We start from the raw sequence: 24,978 nt of genomic DNA, 5'->3' as shown, positions 1-24,978 counted from the left end.
TTTTTTTTATAACTTTAGATACTACATACTAAAAGTTTAAAAGCCAGCTATAGATGAAAACATCAAAATCGAGACGTCAGTTTATTAAAAAAGGAGCTTTAGCTACTCTGGCTATACCTGCATTTAGCACAGGTTTATTGGCTTGCAATTCTAAAGAACAAAAGGCCATTACTAATATGGCTAAATCCGAGAAAAAACTCAATATTCTAATCTTAGGAGGAACGAGTTTTTTAGGACCTCATCAAATTGCTTATGCCATCTCACGCGGACATAAAGTATCTACATTCACTCGAGGAAAAACCTTACCGACAGTCCATAAAGACGTATTTAAACACGTAGAGCAACTTGTTGGTGATCGAGAAGACAATCTTAAAGCATTAGAAAACAGAACATGGGACGTCGTCATTGATAATTCTGGTCGAAAAGTAAAATGGACAAAAGACACTGCTAATCTTTTAAAGGATAATGCAGGTTTATATATGTATACCTCTTCTACAGGTGTGTATTATCCCTATAAAGGAAATCGCATTACTGAAGACACAAAACTTGTTCTTGAAATGCCAGAAGGTCTAACTCCAGACGAAAAGTATGAGCAAGATTATGGGATTATGAAAGGAAATTCTGAGCTCGAAGCTATTAAGGCCTTCGGAAAAGAACGGGCTATTATTATAAGACCCACGTATATGGTTGGACCTGCAGATCGAACCAATCGTTTTCTTCATTGGCCACTACGTTTTGCTAAAGGAGGTGACATATTAATTCCAGGGAAACAAGGAGATTTTGTACAATATGTTGATGTAAGAGATGTTGCCGAATGGTATATTAGATTGGCCGAAAACAAACAATATGGAACCTACAATGCCGTAGGTCCAGAGGCATCTCAAAAAATGATTGAGTTTGCAAAGCAAGCATCAAAAACTTTTGATGCCCAATCATCGTTTACTTTAATAGACGATTATGAGTTTTTAAAAAATAATGGAATTTACTATATGATTCCTTGGGTAATGCCAGAAGGGGACCATTACGGGTCGGCAAGAATTGCACACCAAAAATCAATAGATGCTGGGCTCACCTATAGAGATTTAAAAACAACGATTAAAGATACATACGACTGGTGGAAATCTGATGCTGTATCGCAAGAACGTAGAACGGCATATGAGAATGATGTTAATTCTGTTTTAAATAAAGAAAAGAACTTATTATCGGAGTGGAGTCTAATTAAGAATTAATAATTCGCTCGCCAATAAAAATCTATTAAAAAACCACCTCGCATTTCGCAAAGGTGGTTTTCTACTTAATACTAACTAATTTATCAAGCTCTGTTATTTTCTATTTTGTTTTCAGATAGTTTAGCCAAAGAGAACGCTCCTACTGCCATAACTAAATCTCTAACTGCCACGTCTATGTAATGCCCACTAAATACTAATGTCAATGCTATTACGATTAACCAGCCCATAACCACCAAAGCACCAATTTTTGGCTTTAAGAACACCAAAATTCCTGCGATAATTTCGATGATTCCTACAATCATCATAAAAGTACCTGCTTCCAATGGTATTAACTCTGAAAATCCAGAGGAAATATACTGACTCCAGTCGGTTAATATATTTACAAACTTGTCTAAACCTGCAATAATAGGAACAAGACCAAACGTGTATTTTAAAACTGTTTTCACTAAATCTACATTTGAATTCATAATGTTTTGGTTTTATAATTTTTAAATTTGTTTCAGGCTTTAGATAAAGGACCTATCAAAAGGTTACAAAATTTTGTAACTATTTCTGAATATTTATATCTAAAGGAAAAAGGCACATCAATGGAAGTCATCAAAATCAATGATTTTAATCATCATACCTTATCAGAATCGAACATTATTAGACGCATTCTGTCTGGAGAAAAAGAACTCTTTGAGATTTTATTAAGACGAAATAATCAAAAGCTATATCGTGTCATTCGAGGTTATTTAACCGACGCTGCTGAGATTGAAGACATCATGCAAAACACGCATTTGAAGGCTTATGAAAAGTTATACCAATTTAAGCATAATGCAAGTTATTCAACTTGGCTTATTAGAATTGGCATTAATGAAGCGCTTGCTAGACTAAAGACAAAATCTAAACTATATCATTTAAATACACCTCAACAGTTAAATAGTAATTCTATTTTGGAACAACCAGACACAACACAATTAAATCCTGAGAGTAGAATTATCAGACAAGAAACGCAACAGCTTTTAGAGAATGCGATTGACAAATTAGATAGTAAATACAAGACAGTCTACATTCTAAAGGAAGTAGAAGGCATGACTATAAAAGACATCGCTATATGTCTTGATATTTCAACAGCGAACACTAAAGTAAGGTTACATAGAGCAAAACATATGCTCAAAGACAAACTATTTGAGGTGACGACAAATGTCGATATTTTTCAATTCGGATTTAGTAAATGTGACCAACTTACAGCTCAAACTATGGCCATTATTTTAAAGAATTAAAATAAAAAAGGACCCCTGACATATTCTGACACATGCTCAAATATCTTTGCACTACGTTTAACAATTAAATCAATTTAAAAAATGAAAAATGCAGTGAACTGGTTTGAAATACCAGTAAAAGATTACGAAAGAGCTAAGCAATTTTATGCTACAGTTATGGACTCTAAAATTACCGATCTTCCCATGCCTGAAGACAATATGAAGTATGGTGTATTTGAATATGATGAAGATAATAATGGTGTTGGAGGTGCTATCATTGAAGGTGAAGGTCAAAACCCAACAACTGACGGAGCTACAATTTATTTAAATGGTGGAGAAAATCTTGAAACCGCTCTAAACAAAGTAGAGGCCAATGGCGGAAAAGTAATGATGCCCAAAACAGACATTGGTCAGTTTGGTTTTATTGCACAATTCCTAGATACAGAAGGGAATCGTGTTGCATTACATTCTATTCTATAAACTAGTGTTAGCTTATCAATCAAAAAACAAAGAGATAGTGAATTGCTATGTGGTTCACTATCTTTGTGCTTATGTCTCAATTATCAAGACTTATCTCTATATTAACCCTATTGCGATCTAAGCGATTGCTAACAGCTAACGAACTTGCAAGCAAGTTTAATGTTAGTGTTAGAACAGTATACAGAGACATTAGAAAACTTGAGGAAGCTGGTGTCCCAGTAATGACTATAGAAGGTAAAGGCTACTCACTCATGGAAGGCTATACTGTAGCTCCTGTTCAGTTTACCGAAAAACAGGCCAATGCACTCATCACGGCAGAACACCTTGTTAATCAAACAAACGACTCTTCATTTGCCAACGATTTTAAAGAGGCTCTCACCAAGATAAAATCTGTATTTAAGACCTCCATTCAAGAAAAAAGTGAACGCCTTAAAAGCAAAATCTATGTTTTTGACTCTAATTACGAAAACATCACTAGTAATGCACTTTCTGAAATACAACTTGCCATTACCAATTTCAACTATGTAGAAATTTACTACCGAAAAGCAGAGGATCCTAATATCACATTTAGAAAAATAGAGCCCTATGCCTTTTATGTCACACAGCATAAATGGATTTTGATTGCTTGGTGCCATTTAAGACACGATTATCGAGCTTTTAGGGTAGATCGTGTTCAGAATTTTAAAATCTTAACCGAAACTTTTGAAGATCGAGAATTTAATCTTCAAATCTACTTTCAGTCTTGCCCATATGACACTAAATAACTTACTATCGAACGGTTAACTAAAAAAAACAAATTAGTTAATCGACAAATCTATGCCGTTTACAGCATCCGAAATCTCATAACCTAGACGATAGCCTTCTGTACAATCTATACGCATATGAACACCCAAAGGAATTCTAGAGAATGCGTTTTCTTCTGCCATATCACTTAAAGCGTTATATGCTCTTGGCGCACCTCTAAATTCAGTTTCGCCTTCATGTGTTCTATCTGTAAAGTTAATATCATTTCCAAATACGTTTATCATTATTCCCGCTGCCGCTGAGGCAAATGTGGAATGCCCAGAAGGATACCCAGGAAACGAGGGATTTGGCCAAAAAATTAATCGGTACAAATTGGTCTCATATTCTGAATCGATAAATTCTTCGATATATACATTTGGTCGCATCACCATATACTCATATTTATCTGCCCAACAGGATACAGCAGCATCATTAAGTGAAAAACCTAATTTCAGAAAAAGTTCTAATGTTAATTCAGAATCTAAATCAAATTGTTCGACAAGTTGTCCAGCAATTGAAAATTGCCTACCTGGAGGACTCATCATTAAGCCTTCAACATCATTAGACCAAAACTCTGCAATCCATAAATCGTCATTATCCTCTACTTTTGCAGCATTATTTGATTCATAAACTTCATACATTTCATTGTAATATGAACTGTTAGTCGTTTCATTATAAATTATTGATGGCGGATTGGTTGTAGTTTCTTCAGAAGAAATCACAAAAGTTCTCACAGATTCCCAATATGGAAACAAAGCTCTTTCCTCGTCTGCACTGTAGGTCCAAAAACCATCACCAACAGGAGGCTCATATGATAAAGGTTGTGGCTCTAATATCTGCTGTTCGGCTTCTATATCTGTTTGGCTATAGGCAATGACACGTTCGGCTACGTAATTTCCCCAATCCCTCGAATCTTGTAATAAATCATTTGACAAACCTGCAGAGAATTGAGTGTCCTTTTCTTCTTCTAATTGCCCTATTAAGGTCTCAAGACCTCCTGTAACATTATACATGAAATGTTCCATCACGCGACTATAACATGTGTTTAATGCAATGTTTATATCTATATCAATGGCACGTTGACTATCATCAATAGTCAATTCCAAGAATCTAGCCTCGTTAGATGCATATCCTTCCATGTCATAGACACAAGTTTCGTAAGCGGCAAGGTGAATATAAGCAAGCGATCTTGCTGTGGCGGTTGGTCGCATACCAAAAGCCGATCGATCAATTTCGAGCCATAGATTATTCCAATCAATTATAAGTTGGGTTGTTTCATTTGTGATGCCTTCTGGTTCAATAACCGCAAAATCATCATTATCATTAGCGCAGGAAACGGAAAGTCCTAATACCAATAAGACTATTGGCATCCATTTTAAGTTTGGGTTTTTCATAATGTTAGAGTTTAAGTTAAAAAAAAAGCATAGCATTAATTAAATGCACCAATCACTTTAAAAATTAACCTGAATGAAAATTAGCAAAAAGTGAAGAGTTTAATTGTATAATCTCGACCTACTATAGATTTTAATTGTTTAAAAGCCTTTTTGAATTTATCATGAAGCATTTAGTAACTAAAACATGACCATATCATTTAAGGCCAAACAATAGACATAAAAAAGCACTATTTTTATATCAGCTCCCTGCAAATAACCTGTAACTAAATTTCTATTCAGTCGTCAAACAATAAGTTAAACCATATTCAATTAAAATCAATCACGATGAAAACCAACCAACCCATATTAAAAGCACTCTTAGTTAGTCTTTGCTTTATCTTTACCTTCTCTACCACTGCTCAAAATTTAAGCGCCGAAATTGATGCTTATGTTAATGAACAATACAATTCTGAAACTCCTGGCGCCTCCATTTTAGTTGCAAAAGATGGTAAGGTCATTTATAAAAACGGTTTTGGAATGGCCAATTTAGAAGTTGATGTAAAAGCCGCTCCAAAACATGTATTCGAAATAGGTTCTATAACCAAACAATTTACAGCGGTCTCTATTTTAATGCTTGAAGAACAAGGCAAACTAAGCGTCAATGATGAGATTACCAAATACATTCCAGATTACCCAACACAAGGTAAAACTATTACGATTCATCATTTATTAAATCATACGTCTGGTATAAAAAGTTATACCAATATGCCAAGTTTCATGACCGAAGCAAGAACAGATATGACGCCAACAGAACTTATTGATAAATTTAAAAATGAACCTATGGAGTTCGATCCAGGAACAGCCTTTAACTACAACAACTCTGGCTATGTTCTTTTAGGTTACATCATTGAAGTGATTTCAGAACAAAGCTATGCCGATTTTATTCAAACCAATATTTTTGATAAGGTTGGTATGACAAATTCTTATTATGGTAGCATGACAAAATTAATACCTAATCGTGCTAGTGGATATTCTGAGGCTGACTCTGGATATCAAAATGCCAATTATTTAAGTTTAACCTTACCATATGCAGCCGGGTCGATTATGTCAACAACAGAAGACCTACTAAAATGGCAAAATGCTATTAGTGCCAATGTGCTCATTAAAAGGAGCTCTTTGGAAAAGGCTATTAATGGATCCCAATTAAATTCGGGTGAAGCCATTCCTTATGGCTATGGTTGGATAAAAGGTAATGTCAATGGATCCAGAACAGTAGAGCATTCTGGTGGTATTTTTGGCTATTCTACCAATGGTATTTTTCTCCCTGAAGAAAACGTCTATGTTATTGGGTTATCAAATTGTGATTGTGGTAATATAGGTGCAACTGTGTCTAATATTGCTGCTATGGCCATTGGAAAACCATTTCAGAAAATAGAAGATGCCATAAGTTTGTCTGAAAAACAACTTAGCAAGTGGGTTGGTGCCTATCAATATGATGGAGGTATTGTACGACATATCACCCTAAAAGACAACCAACTATACAGTCAGCGAGAAGGTAGTACAAACTTAAAAATCTACCCAATGACTGAAACTAACTTTATCTTTGATGGTGGTGATACCTCGTATGATTTTTATACTGAAAATGGAGAGCGTATGGTAAAAATGACCGCTAATGGAAATGCAATAACTGGTAAAGGAATAGATAAGGCTCCACCAGCACAACGTGAAGAAATTACTCTAGCACCAGAAGTTTTAGCCAATTACATAGGAACCTACGAATTACAGCCAACATTTCATATTACTGTAAGTGTTAGGGACAACAAAATTTATGCTGTTGCAACGGGTCAAAGTGAAGTTGAACTGTTTGCTTCAGAAAAAGATAAATTCTTTTTAAAGGTCGTTCCTGCCGAAATCCATTTCAAAAGAAATGACAAAGGAAACATTGAGAGCTTAACACTTCACCAAGGAGGACAACAAGTTCCAGGAAAAAAAGTAGACTAATTGATGAAACATCAACGTATAAAAAACCATCCTGAAATATCAGGATGGTTTTTTTATAACAGAGATAAAAGCTGTAAATTAGGGCGTCAATAATCTGCAACACAATGGGACGTATACATCTTTTCGAATTTGAAGACCAGCAATGGTTTCCATCATTTCTAAGAAATTACGGAACAGATTTTTTGCAATTTTTATCAAACAAAGCCAAAATTTATAAGCCTATTGTTCCTGTTCTTGAAGAAGGACTTAGAAACAGTAAGACAAATCAAATTTTAGATTTGGCTTCTGGAGGTGGTGGTGGTTTGCTATGGCTTAATTCTGAACTAAAAAAACGTATCCCAGAGCTTAAAATTCTTTTAACCGACTTTTATCCTAATATTCCGGCTTTTGAATATACCAAAACAACAACAGATAACATCGATTTTATAGCAAGCTCAATAGATGCCAGAAATGTTCCAGAATCATTAGAAGGTTTAAGAACACAATTCTTGTCATTACACCACTTTAAACCTAAGGATGCCGTTAAAATTTTACAAAATGCGGTCGACAGTAATAATGGTATTGCAGTTTTTGAAGCTCAAGAGCGTAGTTTTCCCAGTATTCTGGCTATGATTTTTTCACCACTTAGCGTGCTATTTACAACACCCTTTATTCGTCCGTTTAAAATTGGCCGAATCATTTTCACCTACCTCATCCCTATTGTTCCTTTATTTGTACTCTGGGATGGTATTGTGTCGTGTTTAAGAACATATTCTGTAAAAGAAATGAAATCGCTGGTAAATAGACTAGAGGATAGAGACCGTTTCAATTGGAAAATCAATAAAGTAAAATCTGGTCCAGGTGTTATAATATTTCTCCTTGGAACCCCTAAAAATTAAACTGTATTATGTTAAAAAAAACAATACTCATCATTGTACTTTTCCTTGCCTTCTCTACTCAGGCAAAAGCACAATCTATCGAAAACCTCAAAGAAATCAACCTTGTCTGGGATAAATTCTATAAGGCTTTTAGCACACTCAACTATAAATTAATGGCAGATATTCACTCCAAGAAACTAGTACGGATTTCGGGAGGAAAAAACATCATCGATTATGAAACCTATATTAATAATTATAAAACGGGTTTTAAAAGAGATGCAAATAACAACACTACTAGTAATATTTCTTTACGCTTTTTTGAGCGCATAAATACGAAATCTACAGCCAGCGAAAGAGGTGTTTATCAATTAGTACGCAATAAAGGAAAAGCAAATGAGCAAAAGTACTATGGCCAATTTCACGTAATTTTTGCTAAAGAAAATGGTGAATGGAAAATCACCATGGATTATGACTCTAGCGAGTTTGACACTATAGATAAAGAAGATTTTGACAAAGCCTATGCGATTGACGATTTCGAAAAATTCATAAAAGAGTAATATGAAAATTACATCAACCAATATAGCCAAACCACACACTTTTATTTGGAATGGCAAAGAAGAAAAAACGGGCATTTATAAAAAACCTACCTCTGCTCCAATTTTCCTTGAAAAAGAGGCCGTAAAAGGTGATGAAATTTCAGACCGAAAAGTACATGGCGGCGAATTTAAAGCGTGCTATTTATTTTCTACAGACCACTATCCATATTGGAAAAGTAAATATCCAGATTTAGAGTGGACCTATGGGATGCTTGGTGAAAATCTCACTGTAGAAGGTTTAAACGAAAAGGAACTAAGTATTGGTGACATCTATAAAGTGGGCGATGCAATTATTCAAATTACTCAGCCTAGAGAGCCTTGCTATAAATTTGCTCTAAAGTTTGAATCCCAAAATGTGCTTAACGAATTTATTGCCCATGGTTATCCAGGCACATACGTACGTGTTATAAAAGAAGGCATGGTTGCTCCGGGCGATGCTTTTGAACTTATAGAACATGTGAAAGACAGCATCTCTACTTATGACTTTTTTCAGTTGTTATATGCTGAAAATAAAAACAAAGATCATATCAAATCTGTTTTAAACAATGAGGCCTTACCACTTCGAAAACGAAAGCGTTTAGAACGTTTTTTATAAGGTTCACAACATGGCTTAAACCCACTTAATATCTAGAAAAAACATAAGAAACACATCAGTAAAATAATAGCTACCTTTGCATAAAATTTAGTGCATGTCATTTAAAGACTTAAAACTCAATAAACCTATCTTAAGAGCCATTGCCGAGGCTGGTTACGACAACCCTACGTTAGTACAAGAACGCACAATTCCGGTTGTTTTAGATAGAAAAGACGTTATTACTTCTGCGCAAACTGGAACAGGAAAAACCGCTGCATTTGCCTTACCAATTTTACAGTTGTTATTTGACAAACAAGACGCTCCTAAAAAAGGAAAAAAAATAAAAGCGTTAGTGATAAGTCCAACACGTGAACTTGCCATTCAAATTGCCAAGAATTTCTCTACCTATTCTACGTATACAAATTTGCGATCTGCCGTTATTTTTGGAGGGACATCTATTGAACCTCAAAAAGACATTTTAGCAAAAGGTGTTGATATTTTAGTTGCCACTCCTGGTCGTTTGCTAGATCTTCATAAACAAGATGTAGTAAATTTAGATTATGTAGAAACCTTTGTTTTAGATGAGGCCGACCTTATGTTGGATATGGGTTTTATTGATGATGTGAAAAAGATTGAACGCCTTTGTCCTGAAACAAAACAAACACTTTTGTTTTCGGCAACAATGCCTTATAAAGTTGAGCAATTGGCCAATTCTATTTTAACGGCTCCAGAACGGATTGAGGTGACACCAACATCTTCGGCAGCAAAAACAGTAAGTCAAGTACTTTATTATGTGCCTAAGCGAAATAAAATTGAGCTCTGCCTGCATCTATTAAGAAATGAAATTAAAGGGAGTATTCTCATATTTAGGCGTACAAAGTTTGGTGTGGATAAGCTACATCAGACCCTAACAAAAAATGGATATTTGGCTGAACGTTTACATGGAGACAGGTCTCAAAATGAACGTCAGAATGCACTCGCCGATTTCAAACGTGCTAAAGTTAATATTCTTATTGCAACCGATGTTGCTGCTCGAGGGATTGACATTAACGAATTAGATGCTGTCATAAATTTTGACCTCCCAAATGTTCCCGAAACCTATGTTCATCGTATTGGTAGAACGGGTCGTGCAGGACATATTGGTCATGCATATTCGTTGTGTTCTGCAGACGAAAAGACTTATATAAAAAGTATCCAGCAACTTATAAACGTTCAGATTCCAATTGAGGAACATCATCCTTATCCATTAGATCCAAAGGTGAAGCCGATTGTTCATAAAAAGAAAGGTAGTAAATACAAGAAAGGAAGAAAGAGCGAAGCATCTAAAAAGAAAAAGAAGCGCTGGTATTAAAAGAGTTTACAATTGAAAGTCGAAAAATTTAGTCCAGAAATTAACAAGGTATACTTTATAAAAAGTCATACGCTTATTCACATTTTATCTGGAAAAGGGAGTATTCAAGTTGATTTCAAAACCTATTTCGATTGGCAGCAAAAAGCGATATTTTTAGAAAAAGGGCAGTACATCAAATTTCAATCTGATGATTTTACGGTTAGAAGGATTGAATTTTCAAACGACACAAAATTTCATAACCCAGACATCAGAGTTTTGTTTAAACATCTCATTTCTTTAGGTTATATAGATTTACTAGAATGTGCAGAATGTGAGACCTTTTTATCTACATCTGTGCTTACAGATAACTCTGCCGATATTATTGATATTTCATCAAAACAATGGTATTGGCAAAACCCATTTAAAGCTAGTAAAGAAGAGTATCAAGTGATCTTTGATGCTAAAGAGATCATTGATAAAGAATATGTGAACAAACTTACGAGTCATGATCTTGTTGGATTAATTAATGATCGTGGTTATAATGCACAAGCTCTTATAAAGGATAAAGTTGGTTTATCGGTAAAGAACCTAATGGGCTCTAAGCGATTACATGAAAGCCTCAAAGAAGTGGCCTTTACAGATAAAAACATCCAAGAAATCTCTTATGATTTAGGCTTTAAAGACGATGCCTATTTTAATCGTGTGTTTAAAAAATCGACAGGACAAACACCAAAGGCTTTTAGAGCTCATTTCGATTTCGAGAATAGAGATCAATTTGCGCAAGATATTCTTGAGCTTCTTAAAACCTATCATACACAAGAAAGAAACTTATCATTTTATGCCGATAAAATGAACCTTTCAATAAAAACACTATCGACAAAGGTTCAAGCTAAAATGAACACTTCTCTGGGGCAACTCATTAGACTAGAACTTATTAATACTGCTAAACTAATGATTTTAGCCGGTGAAACTATAGCCTCTATTTCACACCGATTAGGTTTTGAAGAACCTAATCACTTCTCAAGATTTTTCAAACACTATTCTGGACAAACACCAACCGATTTCAAATCTAAAAAGTACAATTCTTAGTCTTTTTTTTGTAGCATCTAAAGGCCACATTCGGTTCATCTTTGCAGTGTATTAATTCACTAAAAAATTAAAAAGATGAATATTAAAGAACAAGTAACAAAAATGGATGCTATTGTTTCAACAGGAGCAGTAGTAGACGCCGTAAAAACATTTTTCGCAGATAGCGCTAGCACTTCAGATCATGGTCAAGGTGGCACAACTGCAGACAAAGCAGCAATGATAGCAAAAATGGAAGGCTTTACGGCAGGAATAGCAAATGTAAATGGTATCACCTTACATCATACTATTGTAGATGGTAATGTATCAGCTTCAGAATTTACATTCGATTTCGACATGAAAGATGGCAGTAAAATTTACTGGCATGAAATCATTCGTAGAATTTGGAACGATCAAGGACAAGTTATTCAAGAAGAATACTTTAACGCAGAATAAACTATTAAAAACAATAACAATGAAAAATTTAATAAAAACATCAATTTTAGGACTTGCACTATTAGTAAGTTCAATAACATTTGCCCAAGACAGAATGGCAAACAATGTAGATAACAGCACAATTCATTTACAAGGTTATAGCCCTGTATCTTACTTAGATTTGGGTATTGCTCAAAAAGGATTAAAAGAATTTAAGTCTGTACATGAAAAGATTACATACTATTTCACGTCTGCAGAACAAAAAGCAACATTCGACAAAAATCCAAATAAATACAAACCTCAATATGGTGGATTCTGTGCATTTGGAACTTATGCTGGAGCAAAGTTTAGACCAGACCCAAACAAATTTATTGTAAAAGACGGTAAATACTTTCTTTTCTTATATGATCTTAATTTAGACGCACAACAACTATGGCTAAATGAAAAAAACCATAATAAACTTGTTGCTGGGGCAGATAAAAACTGGAAAAAATTGAGCAAAACTCATAACTAAGTTATGGGTGTAATCTATTAAAATAAAATATCATGAAATTTATCACTAAGAGAATACATGCCTATTTAGATTATCCTGTAGCTATTGCTCTAATCATACTGCCTTTCGTACTAGGATTAGGTAACTCAAATGCATTGGCTTTACAGTTGTCTGTAGCCATAGGGATTGCAGCTTTAATTTTAACAGTACTAACAGACCATCATTTAGGGGTGTTTAAAATTTTGTCATACAAATTTCATCTCGTTGTAGACTTTTTAGTAGCTGTAGTTTTTATACTAGCACCTTTTATTTTTTCTTTTGAAGGTATAGATGCTTATTATTACTGGATCAATGGAGCTGCTGTTCTAATTGTAGTAAGTTTACATAAACCAGAACCAGGATTTATAGTTTAAACAAAACCAGCATATGGTTACTTAAAAAGCACAAGTATTGAGTTACTTGTGCTTTTTTTATTGCTTTTATTACTCGAAGATGATTTCTATGAGATAATAGTTTGGAATATTAAAAGCGGTTCCCCAATCTTCTGGTTTATGCTTACTTCCTGACACATCACAGTACTTTTTCCAACCAGTTTCTTTATCAATATAAGGTAAAAAATAGCCCATAATTAAAGTACCTGTATCTAAATTAACAGGCATAGGATCACTAGTTTTTAAAAAGTCGTGCAAGGCATACTTATCTTTTGGCGCCTTAATATCGTACAATCTTGGTGTAGAAAAACGATCGAACATAAAGTTCATTTTAATCGTATTATCAATTTGCGTTTTCACATAATACTTAAATTCAAAAATCGAATCATTAATAGCTGGTATGTAATCATATCTTCCACTATCTATAATCGTATCTGTTTTAGCAAGTTTACCATTGGTGTATTCTTTTACGAATAACTTATAGTTTTTACCTTTTAAGTCGTTTCCTGTAAACCTCAATTTAATGGTTTCGACATTTTGAAACCTCAATAAGTCATGTATTTCTTTTTGATCAGACCCATATTTGGTTTGTAATTTAATGTCACTTTTTTGCGCGTTTAGTGTGCCGAAGCAAATGAATGCAACAGCTAGAATAATGAGATGTTTCATTTTAAATATTTATTATTTGTTAGTAATGGTACGATGGAATTTTGAAAGCCAAAGCGTTTTTATTTTAAGATGCTTTTCATCTTTCTATTCCGTTAATTATTCTTTTGGTATAATGAATGTATCATTGACAGTATAGATTATGCCATGGACAATATCAAAGTTAATAGCTCCAGAAAAATGACCTTCTCCTTTAGCCTTTCGTTCTACCATATTGAACTTTTCGCCATTTTTTGTAGGCTGCATAGTTACTGAAACGTTATCGAAATGATTAACCGTATTGTTTCCAATAAATTTCATACTAAAGTCATAAGTTTCCGGATAGAAAAAATGAATTTTAGAATATTCTGAAAGGAGATCGAAACGTTTGAAGTTTTTGCCCCAATTATAAAACCAATATTCACTATTAAAATCGGTAATTGAAGTCTTTTCTTGAATCTCGCCAATTTCAATCTTTGAAAATTCGGAGGTGATTTTTACATCACGTATACTTCCTATTAAACCTTGACTCACATTATTAAATTCGTAGCTCCCTCCTACTAAGCCTTCCGACTTAAAACTGGCATCAATAATTTTAAATACGTTATAATCATTTAATAGTTCTTTGGCATTAAAATAGCCTCTTTTAAGTTCAACAGACAGCTCATTAATGGTATTCTCCCGCATAGTAACTTGAGCGTTTTTTCCATTAATTTTTAACTTCAGAAATGATGGTATTTTAATCACAAAATGATTTCTCATTATCTTAACATCGCCATTTCTAATATTCCGTAATTTCCCATCTTTATCTCTAGTCTTAAAGCGATTATTTAAATATTTTAACGAATTGGTAAACTTCCCAAACCTACCATGAGACCTAACCTCTCTAATGATTGAATCTCTTGATTTTCTAACGATAGAATCTCTTGATTTTGAAAAAATATCGTCCTCAATAACCAATTCATTAACGCTATACACATAATTTACAGCTGATAATTGTGATGTGCTATTTGCAACTAATGTGACATGATTATCAAACATAGTCGCTTTTACTTTGAGTTCATCTAAGTTCTTTTGCATCTCCTTTTTGGAATAACCATCAAACTCTAGGGTATAATCAAAATGTATTTTGCCATCTCTAGATTCTTCAATAGCTACAGTTATGTTGTCTAAATTAAAAATTACCGTTGTGTTTTTATTGACAGAAAAACTTTCAGAATAGACTGTTTTCTTTTGTGCAAAAACTGATACTGAAGTGATGAGTATCAGCAGGCAGATTTTAAATGTTAATCGTTTCATATTGTTCTGTTTTTTGATTTAATAAATTGATATGTTGTTGTATATCCTTTAAAAGCTGAAGTCGTGTTTTTAGGTTATCAACTAAGGCTTCAATAACTAGAATATTATTATTGTCTGCTTTAAATTGTTTAGAAATCTCCTGATAATCTGCATCTAAATCGTCTAATTTGTCCTTGTAGCGTTTTACCAATTTTTCGTCATTAGCAACAGCTACAAACTTTCCCCACTCTTTATCTATACTTGCTAAATACTCTTTTTCTATACTTTCAATTTGATGTTCTAAAGACGACTCATTAACAATCTCATTAGCAACGGTCTTATTTGCCATTTTAAATACTGTGAATGCCATGGCTATGAACAATACAGCAATAGCCGCAATTTTAAGAATATAATTCATCTTTAACCCTGACTTACGTTGTGGTCTCGACGCTTTGAGTTTCTCATAAAACTCTTGTCTGTGATGCTTTGGTAACTTGTGATTTGAAACCTCATCTTCCCGAAATAAATCTCTAATATCCTGTTTCATTGTAATGTGTTTTTAAAAGTTCTTGCAGTTTTAATCGACCGCGTCTTAAATGTGTTCTTGATGTTTTTACTGGAATATCAAGAATCTTTGAAATTTCGTCATGATCATAGCCTTCTATGAGATAGAGTTTAACCACAACCTGATGCTTATTAGATAATTTTTCAATAGCAGCCATAATTTGTTCTTTGCTTATCTCAGTGTCGAAATCCCAACCATTTGATTCGTCCTCTATGGTTAGATTGGCAATATCAGAATCTGTAAATGCCAATCGCTTCTTTTTGAGTTCATCAATGCATTGATGAATCACAATTCGTTTTAACCAAGCTCCAAACGTGTAATCTTCTTTAAAACTTTCAAGTTTTGCAAAAGCCTTTAAAAAGCTATCCTGCATGGCGTCTTTAGCATCTTCTTTATTTAAATACCTACAAGCTATTTGATACATGGCATCGCAGTACAAGTCATAGATTTGCATCATAGCTTTTTCATCTCCTTTCTTGCAGCGATTAATTAAAATAGTATGCTCTTTAGACATTAAGTTTTGGTTAGTGTTCAAAATTAAAAACGAAGGAAATACTCTAGGGTTTCAAAATTCTTAAAAAAATTTTATAAAAGTCTGTATATTTAAACTCAAATTCAACCAAATGAGTCAAGATTACAACAATCCTGGTTTTAAAAAATTACTCCAGAAACTTCAGGAAGAAAGTTGGCAGCTAGAACTCATTATTTCTGGTTTTGCCATTTTTGGATTATTTACAATTTATGATCCCATACAAAACAGTGTGCATGAGGCCAAAAACACACAACAGATTTACAAGTTTTTTATTTCGTTAATTGCTCAGATTTCTTGCGCTATTCTTATATTTAATTTGATTCTGCATGTACTACTTCGCGGTCTTTGGATTGGTGCCTTGGGCCTTCGTTATGTCTCTGGAGATATCGATTATGATGTGCTAAATTATAGCGAACGCTTTACCAAATACCTTAAAAAGAAAGTAGGCTCTTTTGATAAATATATTGGTACGTTGGAAAATTATTGCAGTATCATTTTTGCAATTTCGTTTTTACTCATTTTCTATGTACTTGCCATTTCCTTTACAATAGTCTCTATTGCATTAATTGGAAATTATGTCATAAGCAGTGATACTTTGCCTGGTTGGATATCTAAAGGTATTGGTATTCCTTTAATGTTATTTATATGCATTGGCATGCTTATTACTTTTATTGATTTTGTGACTTTAGGGTATTTAAAAAAGAAAAAATGGATTTCTAAAATCTACTTCCCAGTATATTGGGTTTTTAGCATTATCACCTTATCCTTTCTTTATCGTCCGTTGGTTTACAACTTCTTAGATCATAAATTTGGAAGGCGACTAAGTTTTATTCTTGTCCCGTTTTATTTATTGATACTAGCTATAACGTCTTTTCATTATGAAAGTTCAAACTACATTCACGCCAATATTCGTTCTAATACGATTGTTGCTAATAATGAAAATTACGACGATCAATTGGCTACTAACAAAAAATTTACTGGAGATGTCACGATTCCGTCTAAAGTTATCACGACGTCGCACTTAAAGATTTTTATGTTGTATCATGAAAACATTGAAGATCGTGTTTTCGCTTTTAATAGTGGTTTAAAACCTAAAAGAGATAAGAGAGGCCTACAAAACAATATGGTTAATGTAAATTTTGGTGGCTCAAATCGCGATAGCCTCAGACGAGAATATTTAAAAACCTTTAATTATATCTATACTGTTCAAATAGATTCTACGAGTTATCCCTCAGAATTTATACTCGCACAAAATTTCAAAAATGAACTTGGTTTCGAGACTTACGTAAGTCTTGATAGTTTATCTAAAGGTAAGCATGTACTTAGTGTAAGTAGACTACGTATTAGAAAGAAAGACACCATTAATTGGATTGTAGAACGTATTCCGTTTTGGTACTTCAAAGACTAATTACGCCTCAAAACGTTTATCGAAATAATGTTTTAAAAACGGGATTTGAATGCATAGCATGACTATAAATAAAAGTACCGAATAAATTACTGTTGGTGAGATATCTAAACTTCCTAGAGGATTATTAAATTCTAAATTTGAAAAGCGTTCCATACCAATTTTATCGAGTAAACCGCTATCAGCTGTAGACGATCCAAAAATACTATAGACTATAACTCCAATGATTGCAATTGCCACTATAAACCAAACCCGCTTTGAAATTAAAGGCACATAGGTTGTAACCTTAGACGTACTCAACTGTTTTATTTGAGACATTACTGTATTTGTAAAATCAAACGACGGACTTTCAATTGCCGATTTACCAATCACTTTACGTGCTAGATTGTCTAAATGTTTATCTGCGTTCTCGTTCATAATGTTCAATTATTTCTGGTTCTAATTGCGACTTTAATATTGTGGCTAACTTCTTTCGGCATCTAAACAATTTCACTTTAATAGAATTTGCTGTGATACCTACAATTTTAGAAATTTCATCTAAAGATAAGTCATCAAAATAATATAAGGTCAATAAAAAGCTATCTTCACTTGGTAGCGTATTAATACATCGCTGTATGGCTTCTTCGCGTTCTCTAGCTTCAATTTTATCTAATGCATTGTCAATGGTTTTGACTTCATGGGCTGTAAACTCATTAATCTCAACGTTGTTTAAATGCTTTTTATTCTTTTTAATTCGGTCTAAACAGGTGTTATAAGCCACTCTATAAATCCATGTCGATAACTTTGAGTCGCCTTTAAATTTATCAATAGACTTATAGGTTTTGATAAATGTATCTTGAGCAACCTCTTCTGCTTCCTCCCTATTCTTCAGCATTCGTAATGCCAATGTGAACACCAAATCTTTATACATATCAACCAATGTCGAAAAGGCATTTGTATCGCCATCGATGATTTGATTGATGAGTATTTGGTCTTTGTTGGTGGTCATTTTTACATTAAGACGACATCATTAACCATATGGTTACAATTTCCGAAGAAAAAAAAATATTCAAAAGTTTGTAACCTAAATTCAAAAGCCGTCGTCATAAGCTCAGAACACTTAAAATTAATCAATTAAAAACGAAACACTATGGAAGCAATTTTAATCCCAATCTCATTCTTTATAGCCTTATTTGGAATATTCTACTTATATCTATCTACTAGAAATAAAGAACGCTTAGCACTTATTGAAAAAGGTGCAGATGCTACAATCTTTATGAAAGGTAAAGGACATACTGCTCCTATTTGGAAAGTACTTATTCTTAACCTTGCCTTATTACTAATGGGTATTGGTATTGGGACATTCATCGCGTCTCTGCTTGACAACTATACCTCGTTAGATGAAGATGCGGTTTATCCGGCAACCATCTTTTTCATGGCAGGAGTTGGACTATTTGTAGGCTTTAATATGACCAAAAATTTAGATAAAGAATAACCGATATCTAACCAATCAATCTTAAACCACTGTTAATGCGCAGTGGTTTTTTTATTTACATGGACTTAATGTGTATATTTAGGCATAATGAACTCAATGCTACACATACTCACATGAAATACCTATTATGTTACGTCCTGCTGCTCGCTGGAGTCTTTTCTAGCACTGCTCAAACTAAAATTATAGACGTAGAAACAAAATACCCAGTGTCTTACGCAACAGTGTCCTTTGGGAACGGCCAAGGCCTCTTTGCCGACGATGATGGCCTTTTTATTTTCACTAAAAAACTCTATCCAGATATTGATTCGTTGCACATTTCGGCTTTAGGTTATAAGGATATATCACTAGCTACCGCAAATTTACCTAAAACCATTACGATGGAAGTGGAAGCAGACAAGCTAGATGAAGTTATTGTTAATGCTAAAATTAACCGCAAGTTTAAAAAAGAGACTATAAAACCTTATCTAGATGATGACTATTACAAGTGTTGGTTGCCAACTATAGAAAGTGAAATTGCTGTATTTTTCCCTAACGGAAACACAAAACTTAAGAAAATTACATCTGTTTTATTTCCTATTACTTTAGAATCGCGTGATTGGAAAAAGCGAAAACGTGCTAATGCTGATAAACGTAAGTTCTCTACCCTTTTTAAAGTGAAATTCTATAAAAACGACAATGGTTTTCCTGGAGATGTGATGACCTATTCGAATATTGTGTTTAGAGTGACCGAAAAAAATGGTGATGAATTTGAACTTGATGTTTCGGATCACAGTTTATTTATTCCAGAGGATGGTTTTTTTGTATCAATACAAGTGCTAGGCTATACCGATCAAAATGGGAAGCTGCTTCCTAACAAAAAGTATAAAGAGATTAAAGGAAAACGAGGCACTGTAAAGATTCCAACTAACTTTAGACCGTTACTACCTTTTACAGATGAAATTGCAACCCACAATACGTTTATAAAGCGTGTTTTTATAAGTGGTAATAATTGGGTGCAGTTTAAAAAAGGAAATGGTATAGAGTCTAGTTTATTACGCACAAATCTTAATAATTATGGTGTAGGCATTAATTACAACGCCTATAAAGATGAGTAGCCCTTGGTATTTATACCTTATGGCTGGCCTATATGCTGTTGCTGGCTTCATGCATTTTGCAAAACCTAAACTATACATGCGTATTATGCCACGCTATTTGCCAAACCATAAGCTATTGGTGTATTTAAGTGGGCTTGCAGAAATTGTATTAGGTATTGGTATATGCATCCCTAAATTAAACGTTATTTCTATTTATGGTATTATTGGGATGTTAGCTGTTTTTTTACTTGTACATTTCTATATGCTGTCTAGCAAAAAGGCATCTGCTGGTTTTCCTAAGTGGTTATTAATTTTACGTATTCCGCTTCAATTTGGCTTGATGTATTGGGCTTGGTGGTATTTGTAGCGCAATGATTGAGTATGTTGTAAAAATCTTGTTTAGTATATTTTCTATATTTTAGTTGTTTATATTTCAAATAACTACCATGATACGGAAAAGATCACTTGATAAAAAACAACGGTTAATTCTAAACAACTTTTTTAAATACCTTCGAGGAAAGCGTTATAGTATGAATACTATAAATACTTACATCTATCTTGTGGCCGATTTTGTTGAATTTAATACTGAAAAATCGATTTCACAGCTCAATAATAAAGATGTAGAATTATTCATCGAAAATGCCATGTCTACCCGACAATTTTCAATAAGTACGCAACGGCAATTCATAAGCGCTTTGAAGTTATTCATAGTATTTTTTCCTGATTCTCAAATTACTAATTTGCAGTTAACTCGACCAAAAAAATCTAAAAAATTGCCAGAGGTTTTATCTACTAGAGAAGTCTTACGACTAATCCAAGTAACTCAAAATTTAAAGCATCGTGTAATTATTAGCACGCTGTATTCGAGTGGATTACGTGTAGGAGAACTTATAAATTTAAGATTGACTGATATACATATAGGAAGAATGCAAATTCATATAAAACAAGCGAAAGGCAGAAAAGACCGATATGTAGTACTAGCAAATAGTTGTTTAGAACTATTCCAAAGTTATTTTTTAACCTACAAACCAAAACATTATTTTGTTGAAGGTCCAAAAGGAAAGCCATATTCTGCAAGTAGCATTCGTAAATTTTTAAAGCGTTCTTGTTTATTAGCAAACATTAACAGAGCCATCACACCTCATACTTTACGTCATAGTTATGCGACTCATTTATTAGAACAAGGTGTTAGTTTAAGACATATCCAGGATTTATTAGGACATAGTAAACCAGAAACGACTATGATATACACACATCTAGCCAGAAAAGATTTATTGCAAGTGAAAAGCCCATTAGATCAAGCCATTGAGGATTTAATACAAAACGGTAATGAGGAACAAAACTTCCCGATTATGGGAGAATAACACCCAGAAACGTGTATATTTATCCTCATATAACACGTTAGGTGCAATTGCTCATTCTCACTCAAACTCAATTTATCTGCTTACTCATACTCTCTGTACGTTAGCTAGTGTCTGGCAATACGCACTTACTCAAATAGTAAAACGTGAGCTACTTACGGCTAACTGTGATTACTCATACTCACCTATCCCTAGCGTCCTTGAGGCAATATGTGTTTACTCTTCTGTTTCGCAACAGCATATAACAACGTGTATAGTTCATTGCTCGGAAATTCCTATCGGAATTTCTGTTGCTTCTGAACAAAAGGTCTCTCTTTATTTGCTAACTTAGTGCAGACGCAACGAAACCATACACGAACACGTTGGGCTTAATTTGAACATCAACAAATGGAAGAAGAAACAAAAATCTTAGTTACTGATTTAGTGCTACCTATAATAAAAGATATAGTCGCACCTAAAATCAAATCTGTAATTAAGAATTTAACACATAGAGATGTAGTTCAACTTGATGTAGAAAAAAAGTTAGATGACTATCTAACTCTGCGATATCAAAAATTTCAAATAATTGACACTCTAGTTTTTCCAAATAAACAAACTTTACTTGATATTTTATACGAGCCATTAACTTTAAGTTGTAATAGTTATCAAAATCCAAATTTTGAAGTAAAAATAGATTCATATTCAGATGAATTTCTACCCAAATTTATCAGAATAATTATTGAAGATACTGCAGGAATGGGCAAATCCACTCTTACTAAAAAATTATTTACTTCAATTGTAAGAGAGAAGAAAGGGTTTCCTATTTTAATTGAGCTGAGTCAAATAAATTCAAACAATAACATTTTAACTGAAATACAAAACCAAATATCTGGGATTGGAGAATTATTATCTAAAGAATTTATTCACAACCTACTTTCTGAAGGAGAGTTTATATTTCTTTTTGACGGTTATGACGAAATTTCCTTGGAGAATAAAGAAACGGTTGTTAGAGATTTAAAGAGATTTATTGATAATAATAATGATAGCCTTTTCTTATTAACTTCTAGACCTGATGAATCTTTAACTGCTTTTGGAGATTTTCAAAAGTTCAATATTAACCCTTTAGAATATGAGGAAGCATTTAGTTTACTAAAACGGTATGATTTTTACAGTCATCACAAAATCGCTTTTTCTTTAATAGAGGATTTAAAAAATGCAACAAACGAAACTTTAATTGAATATTTAAACAACCCTTTTCTTGTATCCTTATTATATAAATCTTATGATTTCAAAAAAGATATTCCAATAAAGAAAACTCAATTTTATCAACAAGTTTATGATGCTTTATTTGAAAATCACGACTTATCAAAAGAAGGGTACCTAAAAAGAAAAAAGTTTTCAAATTTACATATTGATGATTTTGAAAGAGTACTAAGATATTTAGCCTACTTCACTTCTATTGAAAATATAGTTGAGTATGATAAAAACGGAATTATTAGTTACATAAATAAAGCTAAAACTCATCTGAGTGATTTAAAATTTAAATCAAATGACTTATTAAAAGATTTAATTACAACTGTGCCAATTTTTAGAAAAGATGGAAATTATTATAAGTGGTCACATAAATCATTACAAGATTATTTTGGTGCTAAATTCATTTGGATTGACGCTCAAGAAAATCAAAAATCAATACTAAAAAAAATATTTAAAGACTCAAAAAATATAAGGTTCTATAATTTACTGGAACTATATTATGATTTAGACCCTAAGAGTTTTGAAACATCACTTTTATATTGGTTGCTAAAGGAGTTTGAACAATTTGCAAGTTCTAATTATCAAAATTTTGAGACAAGTAAAAAGAACATTAAATCTAGATTAGAAAATTCTTTTGGAAGGGAAATAACTATATCTATATGTAATTCGCCAAAATATAATAGATCAGATAAACCAAAAAATGATAAAAATGTAAATTCTAAGTTTCCAGAGGACATTAAATATTTTAATATTTCACCAAATGCAGATTTCATAATTGAAACCTTTATCAATATTGATTTCAAAAAAGAAACAATTTTAGAGATAATCTCTAAAAAATTACCTGAGTTGGTTAATCATAAAGCACCATCAATTGATTTTCAAAATCTAATATTAGAAGAAGAAAAGACATATAAGGTAAACGACAAAGATAAAAACTCTCTAAATTTAGAATCAAATTTTGAAAAAATTAATAATGTAATAGCATCTGGGATTTTTCTTGACTATGATAAAGCTATGAAAAAATTAAATGAGCTAGAAAAAAATATGAGCTCGAATATTAACGATGACTTCTTGAATTGGTAAAAAACTAAGCCCAACAACGTGTATAATTAATTGCTTTGGCAAGGGCTTATTTGGAAAATTCCTGCGGAATTTTCTCGCGTTCGTTTTTGTTTACTAAATTAGTTGCAGAAACACGCAACTAACCATACACAAGACCGTTAGGTACAATTGCAACTTCTCTCTCTTGTAACTTACTCATACTCTCTTTACGTTAGCTTATTTCGGCGAAAACTGATTACTCAAAATTCCTTGCGTTAGCTCGTTTACGGCTTTATGTGCTTACTCTTGCTCACTTTAACTTAGATTGGTTGTGGCAACACGTTCTTACTCTATTGTGTTGCAACAGTACATAACAACGCGTATAGTTCATTGCTTGTGCAATGATTACTCGGAAAATCCTGCGGATTTTCCTTTGGTTCGTTTTCTTTTACTAATTTAGTTCCTAGGCAACGCAACGAAACCATACACGAACACGTTGTAACACATTTGAAGTAAGCATTGAACGAGATAGAAAAGTATATAAAACGGATTACAGAATTTGGCCTTAGTGATAAAGTACAATCGGAAAATAAAGAACTAGAAATACAAAAACTCTTAGTAGGACTTTACTATGAATATCTGAATTTAGAAGTGGAATATGATGATGGAGATTTTGAAGAAGAAGAACAACCTACTTTTGACTATGACTCAATAAAAAAAAACGTTGAGGCAAACTTTCCTGATTTTGGATGGTATCATTCCGTCTTGGAATCACACTTAATAATACCAGATGCGTACTTGGTAACTGGAGATGCAATTGACGATTTAAGTGATATCATTAAGGATATGCTCGAAATTAAATGGCAATTTGAGAATACGAGTGAGAAATATGCAAAATGGTGCTTTAAGGATATAATGCAAATTCACTCTGAACAACATCTTGTGAATTTCCTAAAATATATTAAGGATAAAAATGGTTAGATTATTTCAAAGCTCATCCGTAAATGGAATAATCCAAATACTACTATCACTATTTTGGGTGTGGCATTATGGAGAGTTATTATATTTATATCATTACACAGATATTCTATTTTTCTTTATGTATCCGAATTGGACACTCATTCTTTTTATTTTAATGGGACTAATAGGTACTTTGATTGGCTTATCAGTATTTTTAAAGAAAAGAAAAATTAAGGATGGTTATTTTTTATTGCTAGGATTATTTGTTGCTGGTATAGCAATAGAATCAATTGTAGTTTCATAAAGGAATAAAAAACGTGCTACAACAACGTGTATAGTTCATTGCTTGTGCAATGAGTACTCGGAAAATCCTTCGGTTTTTCCTCTGGTTAGTTTTCTTTTACTAATTTAGACCTAGCCAACGCAACTAACCATACACAAATACGTTAGGCACAATTAAATAACCGTGAAAAAAGAACCAACATTTATTGAATTTATAGAATATATATGCAATAGACCA

28 protein-coding genes are annotated in these 24,978 nt (G+C 33.1%); 20 read left to right on the top strand and 8 right to left on the bottom strand.

The features are described from left to right. The first annotated feature begins 53 nt into the window (after nt 1-53). Entirely contained in the window at nt 54-1,229 is a 1,176-nt protein-coding gene (locus tag Q0893_RS18645; protein ID WP_299278605.1) for an NAD-dependent epimerase/dehydratase family protein, read from the top strand. A gap of 83 nt (nt 1,230-1,312) precedes the next feature. Here Q0893_RS18645 and Q0893_RS18640 read toward each other — a convergent pair whose 3' ends face one another. Beyond that, nucleotides 1,313-1,696 (bottom strand): hypothetical protein, encoded by a 384-nt coding sequence (locus Q0893_RS18640; RefSeq protein ID WP_299278602.1) that lies wholly within the window; start codon nt 1,694-1,696, stop codon nt 1,313-1,315. Between the two features lie 120 nt (nt 1,697-1,816). On the opposite strand from Q0893_RS18640, the gene Q0893_RS18635 reads away from it, so the two are divergent. The 3 genes from Q0893_RS18635 (at nt 1,817) to Q0893_RS18625 (ending at nt 3,717) form a co-directional block, all read left to right on the top strand. Further along, complete coding sequence (locus Q0893_RS18635; RefSeq protein WP_299278599.1) at nt 1,817-2,494, top strand: RNA polymerase sigma factor; 678 nt, start codon at nt 1,817-1,819, stop codon at nt 2,492-2,494. Between the two features lie 81 nt (nt 2,495-2,575). Further along, complete coding sequence (locus tag Q0893_RS18630) at nt 2,576-2,953, top strand: VOC family protein (RefSeq protein WP_298904750.1); 378 nt, start codon at nt 2,576-2,578, stop codon at nt 2,951-2,953. Nucleotides 2,954-3,024: 71 nt separating this feature from the next. Continuing rightward, complete coding sequence (locus tag Q0893_RS18625; protein ID WP_299278596.1) at nt 3,025-3,717, top strand: YafY family protein; 693 nt, start codon at nt 3,025-3,027, stop codon at nt 3,715-3,717. A 33-nt stretch (nt 3,718-3,750) separates the two neighbouring features. Here Q0893_RS18625 and Q0893_RS18620 read toward each other — a convergent pair whose 3' ends face one another. Beyond that, a complete protein-coding gene (locus Q0893_RS18620; RefSeq protein WP_299278593.1) occupies nt 3,751-5,130 on the bottom strand; it encodes a vanadium-dependent haloperoxidase in 1,380 nt (459 codons plus the stop codon). 324 nt (nt 5,131-5,454) lie between these two features. On the opposite strand from Q0893_RS18620, the gene Q0893_RS18615 reads away from it, so the two are divergent. The 9 genes from Q0893_RS18615 to Q0893_RS18575 all read left to right on the top strand — a co-directional run bounded on the left by Q0893_RS18615 (nt 5,455) and on the right by Q0893_RS18575 (nt 12,873). Next, a complete protein-coding gene (locus Q0893_RS18615; RefSeq protein ID WP_299278590.1) occupies nt 5,455-7,110 on the top strand; it encodes a serine hydrolase in 1,656 nt (551 codons plus the stop codon). A gap of 104 nt (nt 7,111-7,214) precedes the next feature. Then, a complete protein-coding gene (locus Q0893_RS18610) occupies nt 7,215-7,988 on the top strand; it encodes a hypothetical protein (protein WP_299278587.1) in 774 nt (257 codons plus the stop codon). 8 nt (nt 7,989-7,996) lie between these two features. Further along, nucleotides 7,997-8,524 (top strand): nuclear transport factor 2 family protein, encoded by a 528-nt coding sequence (locus Q0893_RS18605; RefSeq protein WP_298904742.1) that lies wholly within the window; start codon nt 7,997-7,999, stop codon nt 8,522-8,524. Between the two features lies 1 nt (nt 8,525). Further along, the gene (locus Q0893_RS18600; RefSeq protein WP_298904740.1) at nt 8,526-9,158 is read left to right on the top strand and encodes an MOSC domain-containing protein; all 633 of its coding nucleotides are present in this window, start codon (nt 8,526-8,528) and stop codon (nt 9,156-9,158) included. 94 nt (nt 9,159-9,252) lie between these two features. Then, nucleotides 9,253-10,488 carry a DEAD/DEAH box helicase gene (locus Q0893_RS18595; protein ID WP_299278583.1) on the top strand — a complete coding sequence of 412 codons (1,236 nt, stop codon included), beginning with the start codon at nt 9,253-9,255 and terminating at the stop codon, nt 10,486-10,488. Between the two features lie 12 nt (nt 10,489-10,500). Further along, nucleotides 10,501-11,556, top strand: a complete 1,056-nt coding sequence (locus Q0893_RS18590) for an AraC family transcriptional regulator (protein ID WP_298904735.1) — start codon at nt 10,501-10,503, stop codon at nt 11,554-11,556. A 75-nt stretch (nt 11,557-11,631) separates the two neighbouring features. Continuing rightward, complete coding sequence (locus Q0893_RS18585; RefSeq protein ID WP_298904733.1) at nt 11,632-11,988, top strand: hypothetical protein; 357 nt, start codon at nt 11,632-11,634, stop codon at nt 11,986-11,988. Between the two features lie 19 nt (nt 11,989-12,007). Beyond that, nucleotides 12,008-12,481, top strand: a complete 474-nt coding sequence (locus Q0893_RS18580) for a YHS domain-containing (seleno)protein (RefSeq protein ID WP_298904731.1) — start codon at nt 12,008-12,010, stop codon at nt 12,479-12,481. A 32-nt stretch (nt 12,482-12,513) separates the two neighbouring features. Beyond that, nucleotides 12,514-12,873: a hypothetical protein gene (locus tag Q0893_RS18575; RefSeq protein ID WP_299278578.1), complete on the top strand. Its 360-nt coding sequence runs from the start codon at nt 12,514-12,516 to the stop codon at nt 12,871-12,873. 69 nt (nt 12,874-12,942) lie between these two features. Here Q0893_RS18575 and Q0893_RS18570 read toward each other — a convergent pair whose 3' ends face one another. The 4 genes from Q0893_RS18570 to Q0893_RS18555 form a co-directional block, all read right to left on the bottom strand. Then, nucleotides 12,943-13,560 (bottom strand): hypothetical protein, encoded by a 618-nt coding sequence (locus Q0893_RS18570; RefSeq protein ID WP_298904725.1) that lies wholly within the window; start codon nt 13,558-13,560, stop codon nt 12,943-12,945. 96 nt (nt 13,561-13,656) lie between these two features. Continuing rightward, entirely contained in the window at nt 13,657-14,835 is a 1,179-nt protein-coding gene (locus Q0893_RS18565) for a hypothetical protein (protein ID WP_298904723.1), read from the bottom strand. Continuing rightward, a complete protein-coding gene (locus Q0893_RS18560) occupies nt 14,816-15,361 on the bottom strand; it encodes a hypothetical protein (protein ID WP_299278572.1) in 546 nt (181 codons plus the stop codon). The genes Q0893_RS18565 and Q0893_RS18560 overlap by 20 nt, the downstream gene beginning before the upstream one ends. Continuing rightward, on the bottom strand, nt 15,345-15,893 hold the full coding sequence (locus Q0893_RS18555) for an RNA polymerase sigma factor (RefSeq protein ID WP_299278569.1): 549 nt from the start codon (nt 15,891-15,893) through the stop codon (nt 15,345-15,347). The genes Q0893_RS18560 and Q0893_RS18555 overlap by 17 nt, the downstream gene beginning before the upstream one ends. Nucleotides 15,894-16,002: 109 nt before the next feature. On the opposite strand from Q0893_RS18555, the gene Q0893_RS18550 reads away from it, so the two are divergent. Further along, nucleotides 16,003-17,319, top strand: a complete 1,317-nt coding sequence (locus Q0893_RS18550) for a hypothetical protein (protein WP_299278566.1) — start codon at nt 16,003-16,005, stop codon at nt 17,317-17,319. Here the strand turns inward: Q0893_RS18550 and Q0893_RS18545 are convergent, their stop codons facing one another. After that, nucleotides 17,320-17,733, bottom strand: a complete 414-nt coding sequence (locus tag Q0893_RS18545) for a hypothetical protein (protein ID WP_299278563.1) — start codon at nt 17,731-17,733, stop codon at nt 17,320-17,322. Further along, nucleotides 17,714-18,304: a sigma-70 family RNA polymerase sigma factor gene (locus Q0893_RS18540; RefSeq protein WP_299278560.1), complete on the bottom strand. Its 591-nt coding sequence runs from the start codon at nt 18,302-18,304 to the stop codon at nt 17,714-17,716. The genes Q0893_RS18545 and Q0893_RS18540 overlap by 20 nt, the downstream gene beginning before the upstream one ends. Nucleotides 18,305-18,445: 141 nt before the next feature. Between Q0893_RS18540 and Q0893_RS18535 the strand changes: the two genes are divergently transcribed. The 6 genes from Q0893_RS18535 to Q0893_RS18510 all read left to right on the top strand — a co-directional run bounded on the left by Q0893_RS18535 (nt 18,446) and on the right by Q0893_RS18510 (nt 24,479). Beyond that, on the top strand, nt 18,446-18,790 hold the full coding sequence (locus tag Q0893_RS18535) for a DUF6249 domain-containing protein (RefSeq protein ID WP_298904712.1): 345 nt from the start codon (nt 18,446-18,448) through the stop codon (nt 18,788-18,790). Between the two features lie 113 nt (nt 18,791-18,903). Beyond that, the gene (locus Q0893_RS18530; RefSeq protein ID WP_298904711.1) at nt 18,904-19,884 is read left to right on the top strand and encodes a hypothetical protein; all 981 of its coding nucleotides are present in this window, start codon (nt 18,904-18,906) and stop codon (nt 19,882-19,884) included. Continuing rightward, on the top strand, nt 19,877-20,230 hold the full coding sequence (locus tag Q0893_RS18525) for a MauE/DoxX family redox-associated membrane protein (protein WP_299278556.1): 354 nt from the start codon (nt 19,877-19,879) through the stop codon (nt 20,228-20,230). The genes Q0893_RS18530 and Q0893_RS18525 overlap by 8 nt, the downstream gene beginning before the upstream one ends. Before the next feature lie 79 nt (nt 20,231-20,309). Next, nucleotides 20,310-21,227, top strand: coding sequence for a site-specific integrase (locus tag Q0893_RS18520; RefSeq protein WP_299278553.1), 918 nt, complete (start codon nt 20,310-20,312; stop codon nt 21,225-21,227). 384 nt (nt 21,228-21,611) lie between these two features. After that, complete coding sequence (locus Q0893_RS18515; protein WP_299278550.1) at nt 21,612-23,540, top strand: NACHT domain-containing NTPase; 1,929 nt, start codon at nt 21,612-21,614, stop codon at nt 23,538-23,540. 477 nt (nt 23,541-24,017) lie between these two features. Beyond that, nucleotides 24,018-24,479, top strand: a complete 462-nt coding sequence (locus Q0893_RS18510; protein WP_299278547.1) for a DUF5063 domain-containing protein — start codon at nt 24,018-24,020, stop codon at nt 24,477-24,479. Nucleotides 24,480-24,978 lie beyond the last annotated feature (499 nt).

The organism is uncultured Psychroserpens sp. (assembly GCF_947494225.1).
Lineage (GTDB): Bacteria > Bacteroidota > Bacteroidia > Flavobacteriales > Flavobacteriaceae > Psychroserpens.
The sequence above is the reverse complement of the archived record's forward strand: the minus strand, read 5'-3'. Positions and strand labels throughout refer to the sequence as shown.

Coding starts and splice junctions, on each gene's coding strand:
- Q0893_RS18645 (WP_299278605.1), top strand. CDS start 54: ATGAAAACATCAAAATCGAGACGTCAGTTTATTAAAAAAGGAGCTTTA.
- Q0893_RS18640 (WP_299278602.1), bottom strand. CDS start 1,696: ATGAATTCAAATGTAGATTTAGTGAAAACAGTTTTAAAATACACGTTT.
- Q0893_RS18635 (WP_299278599.1), top strand. CDS start 1,817: ATGGAAGTCATCAAAATCAATGATTTTAATCATCATACCTTATCAGAA.
- Q0893_RS18630 (WP_298904750.1), top strand. CDS start 2,576: ATGAAAAATGCAGTGAACTGGTTTGAAATACCAGTAAAAGATTACGAA.
- Q0893_RS18625 (WP_299278596.1), top strand. CDS start 3,025: ATGTCTCAATTATCAAGACTTATCTCTATATTAACCCTATTGCGATCT.
- Q0893_RS18620 (WP_299278593.1), bottom strand. CDS start 5,130: ATGAAAAACCCAAACTTAAAATGGATGCCAATAGTCTTATTGGTATTA.
- Q0893_RS18615 (WP_299278590.1), top strand. CDS start 5,455: ATGAAAACCAACCAACCCATATTAAAAGCACTCTTAGTTAGTCTTTGC.
- Q0893_RS18610 (WP_299278587.1), top strand. CDS start 7,215: ATGGGACGTATACATCTTTTCGAATTTGAAGACCAGCAATGGTTTCCA.
- Q0893_RS18605 (WP_298904742.1), top strand. CDS start 7,997: ATGTTAAAAAAAACAATACTCATCATTGTACTTTTCCTTGCCTTCTCT.
- Q0893_RS18600 (WP_298904740.1), top strand. CDS start 8,526: ATGAAAATTACATCAACCAATATAGCCAAACCACACACTTTTATTTGG.
- Q0893_RS18595 (WP_299278583.1), top strand. CDS start 9,253: ATGTCATTTAAAGACTTAAAACTCAATAAACCTATCTTAAGAGCCATT.
- Q0893_RS18585 (WP_298904733.1), top strand. CDS start 11,632: ATGAATATTAAAGAACAAGTAACAAAAATGGATGCTATTGTTTCAACA.
- Q0893_RS18580 (WP_298904731.1), top strand. CDS start 12,008: ATGAAAAATTTAATAAAAACATCAATTTTAGGACTTGCACTATTAGTA.
- Q0893_RS18575 (WP_299278578.1), top strand. CDS start 12,514: ATGAAATTTATCACTAAGAGAATACATGCCTATTTAGATTATCCTGTA.
- Q0893_RS18570 (WP_298904725.1), bottom strand. CDS start 13,560: ATGAAACATCTCATTATTCTAGCTGTTGCATTCATTTGCTTCGGCACA.
- Q0893_RS18565 (WP_298904723.1), bottom strand. CDS start 14,835: ATGAAACGATTAACATTTAAAATCTGCCTGCTGATACTCATCACTTCA.
- Q0893_RS18560 (WP_299278572.1), bottom strand. CDS start 15,361: ATGAAACAGGATATTAGAGATTTATTTCGGGAAGATGAGGTTTCAAAT.
- Q0893_RS18555 (WP_299278569.1), bottom strand. CDS start 15,893: ATGTCTAAAGAGCATACTATTTTAATTAATCGCTGCAAGAAAGGAGAT.
- Q0893_RS18550 (WP_299278566.1), top strand. CDS start 16,003: ATGAGTCAAGATTACAACAATCCTGGTTTTAAAAAATTACTCCAGAAA.
- Q0893_RS18545 (WP_299278563.1), bottom strand. CDS start 17,733: ATGAACGAGAACGCAGATAAACATTTAGACAATCTAGCACGTAAAGTG.
- Q0893_RS18540 (WP_299278560.1), bottom strand. CDS start 18,304: ATGACCACCAACAAAGACCAAATACTCATCAATCAAATCATCGATGGC.
- Q0893_RS18535 (WP_298904712.1), top strand. CDS start 18,446: ATGGAAGCAATTTTAATCCCAATCTCATTCTTTATAGCCTTATTTGGA.
- Q0893_RS18530 (WP_298904711.1), top strand. CDS start 18,904: ATGAAATACCTATTATGTTACGTCCTGCTGCTCGCTGGAGTCTTTTCT.
- Q0893_RS18525 (WP_299278556.1), top strand. CDS start 19,877: ATGAGTAGCCCTTGGTATTTATACCTTATGGCTGGCCTATATGCTGTT.
- Q0893_RS18520 (WP_299278553.1), top strand. CDS start 20,310: ATGATACGGAAAAGATCACTTGATAAAAAACAACGGTTAATTCTAAAC.
- Q0893_RS18515 (WP_299278550.1), top strand. CDS start 21,612: ATGGAAGAAGAAACAAAAATCTTAGTTACTGATTTAGTGCTACCTATA.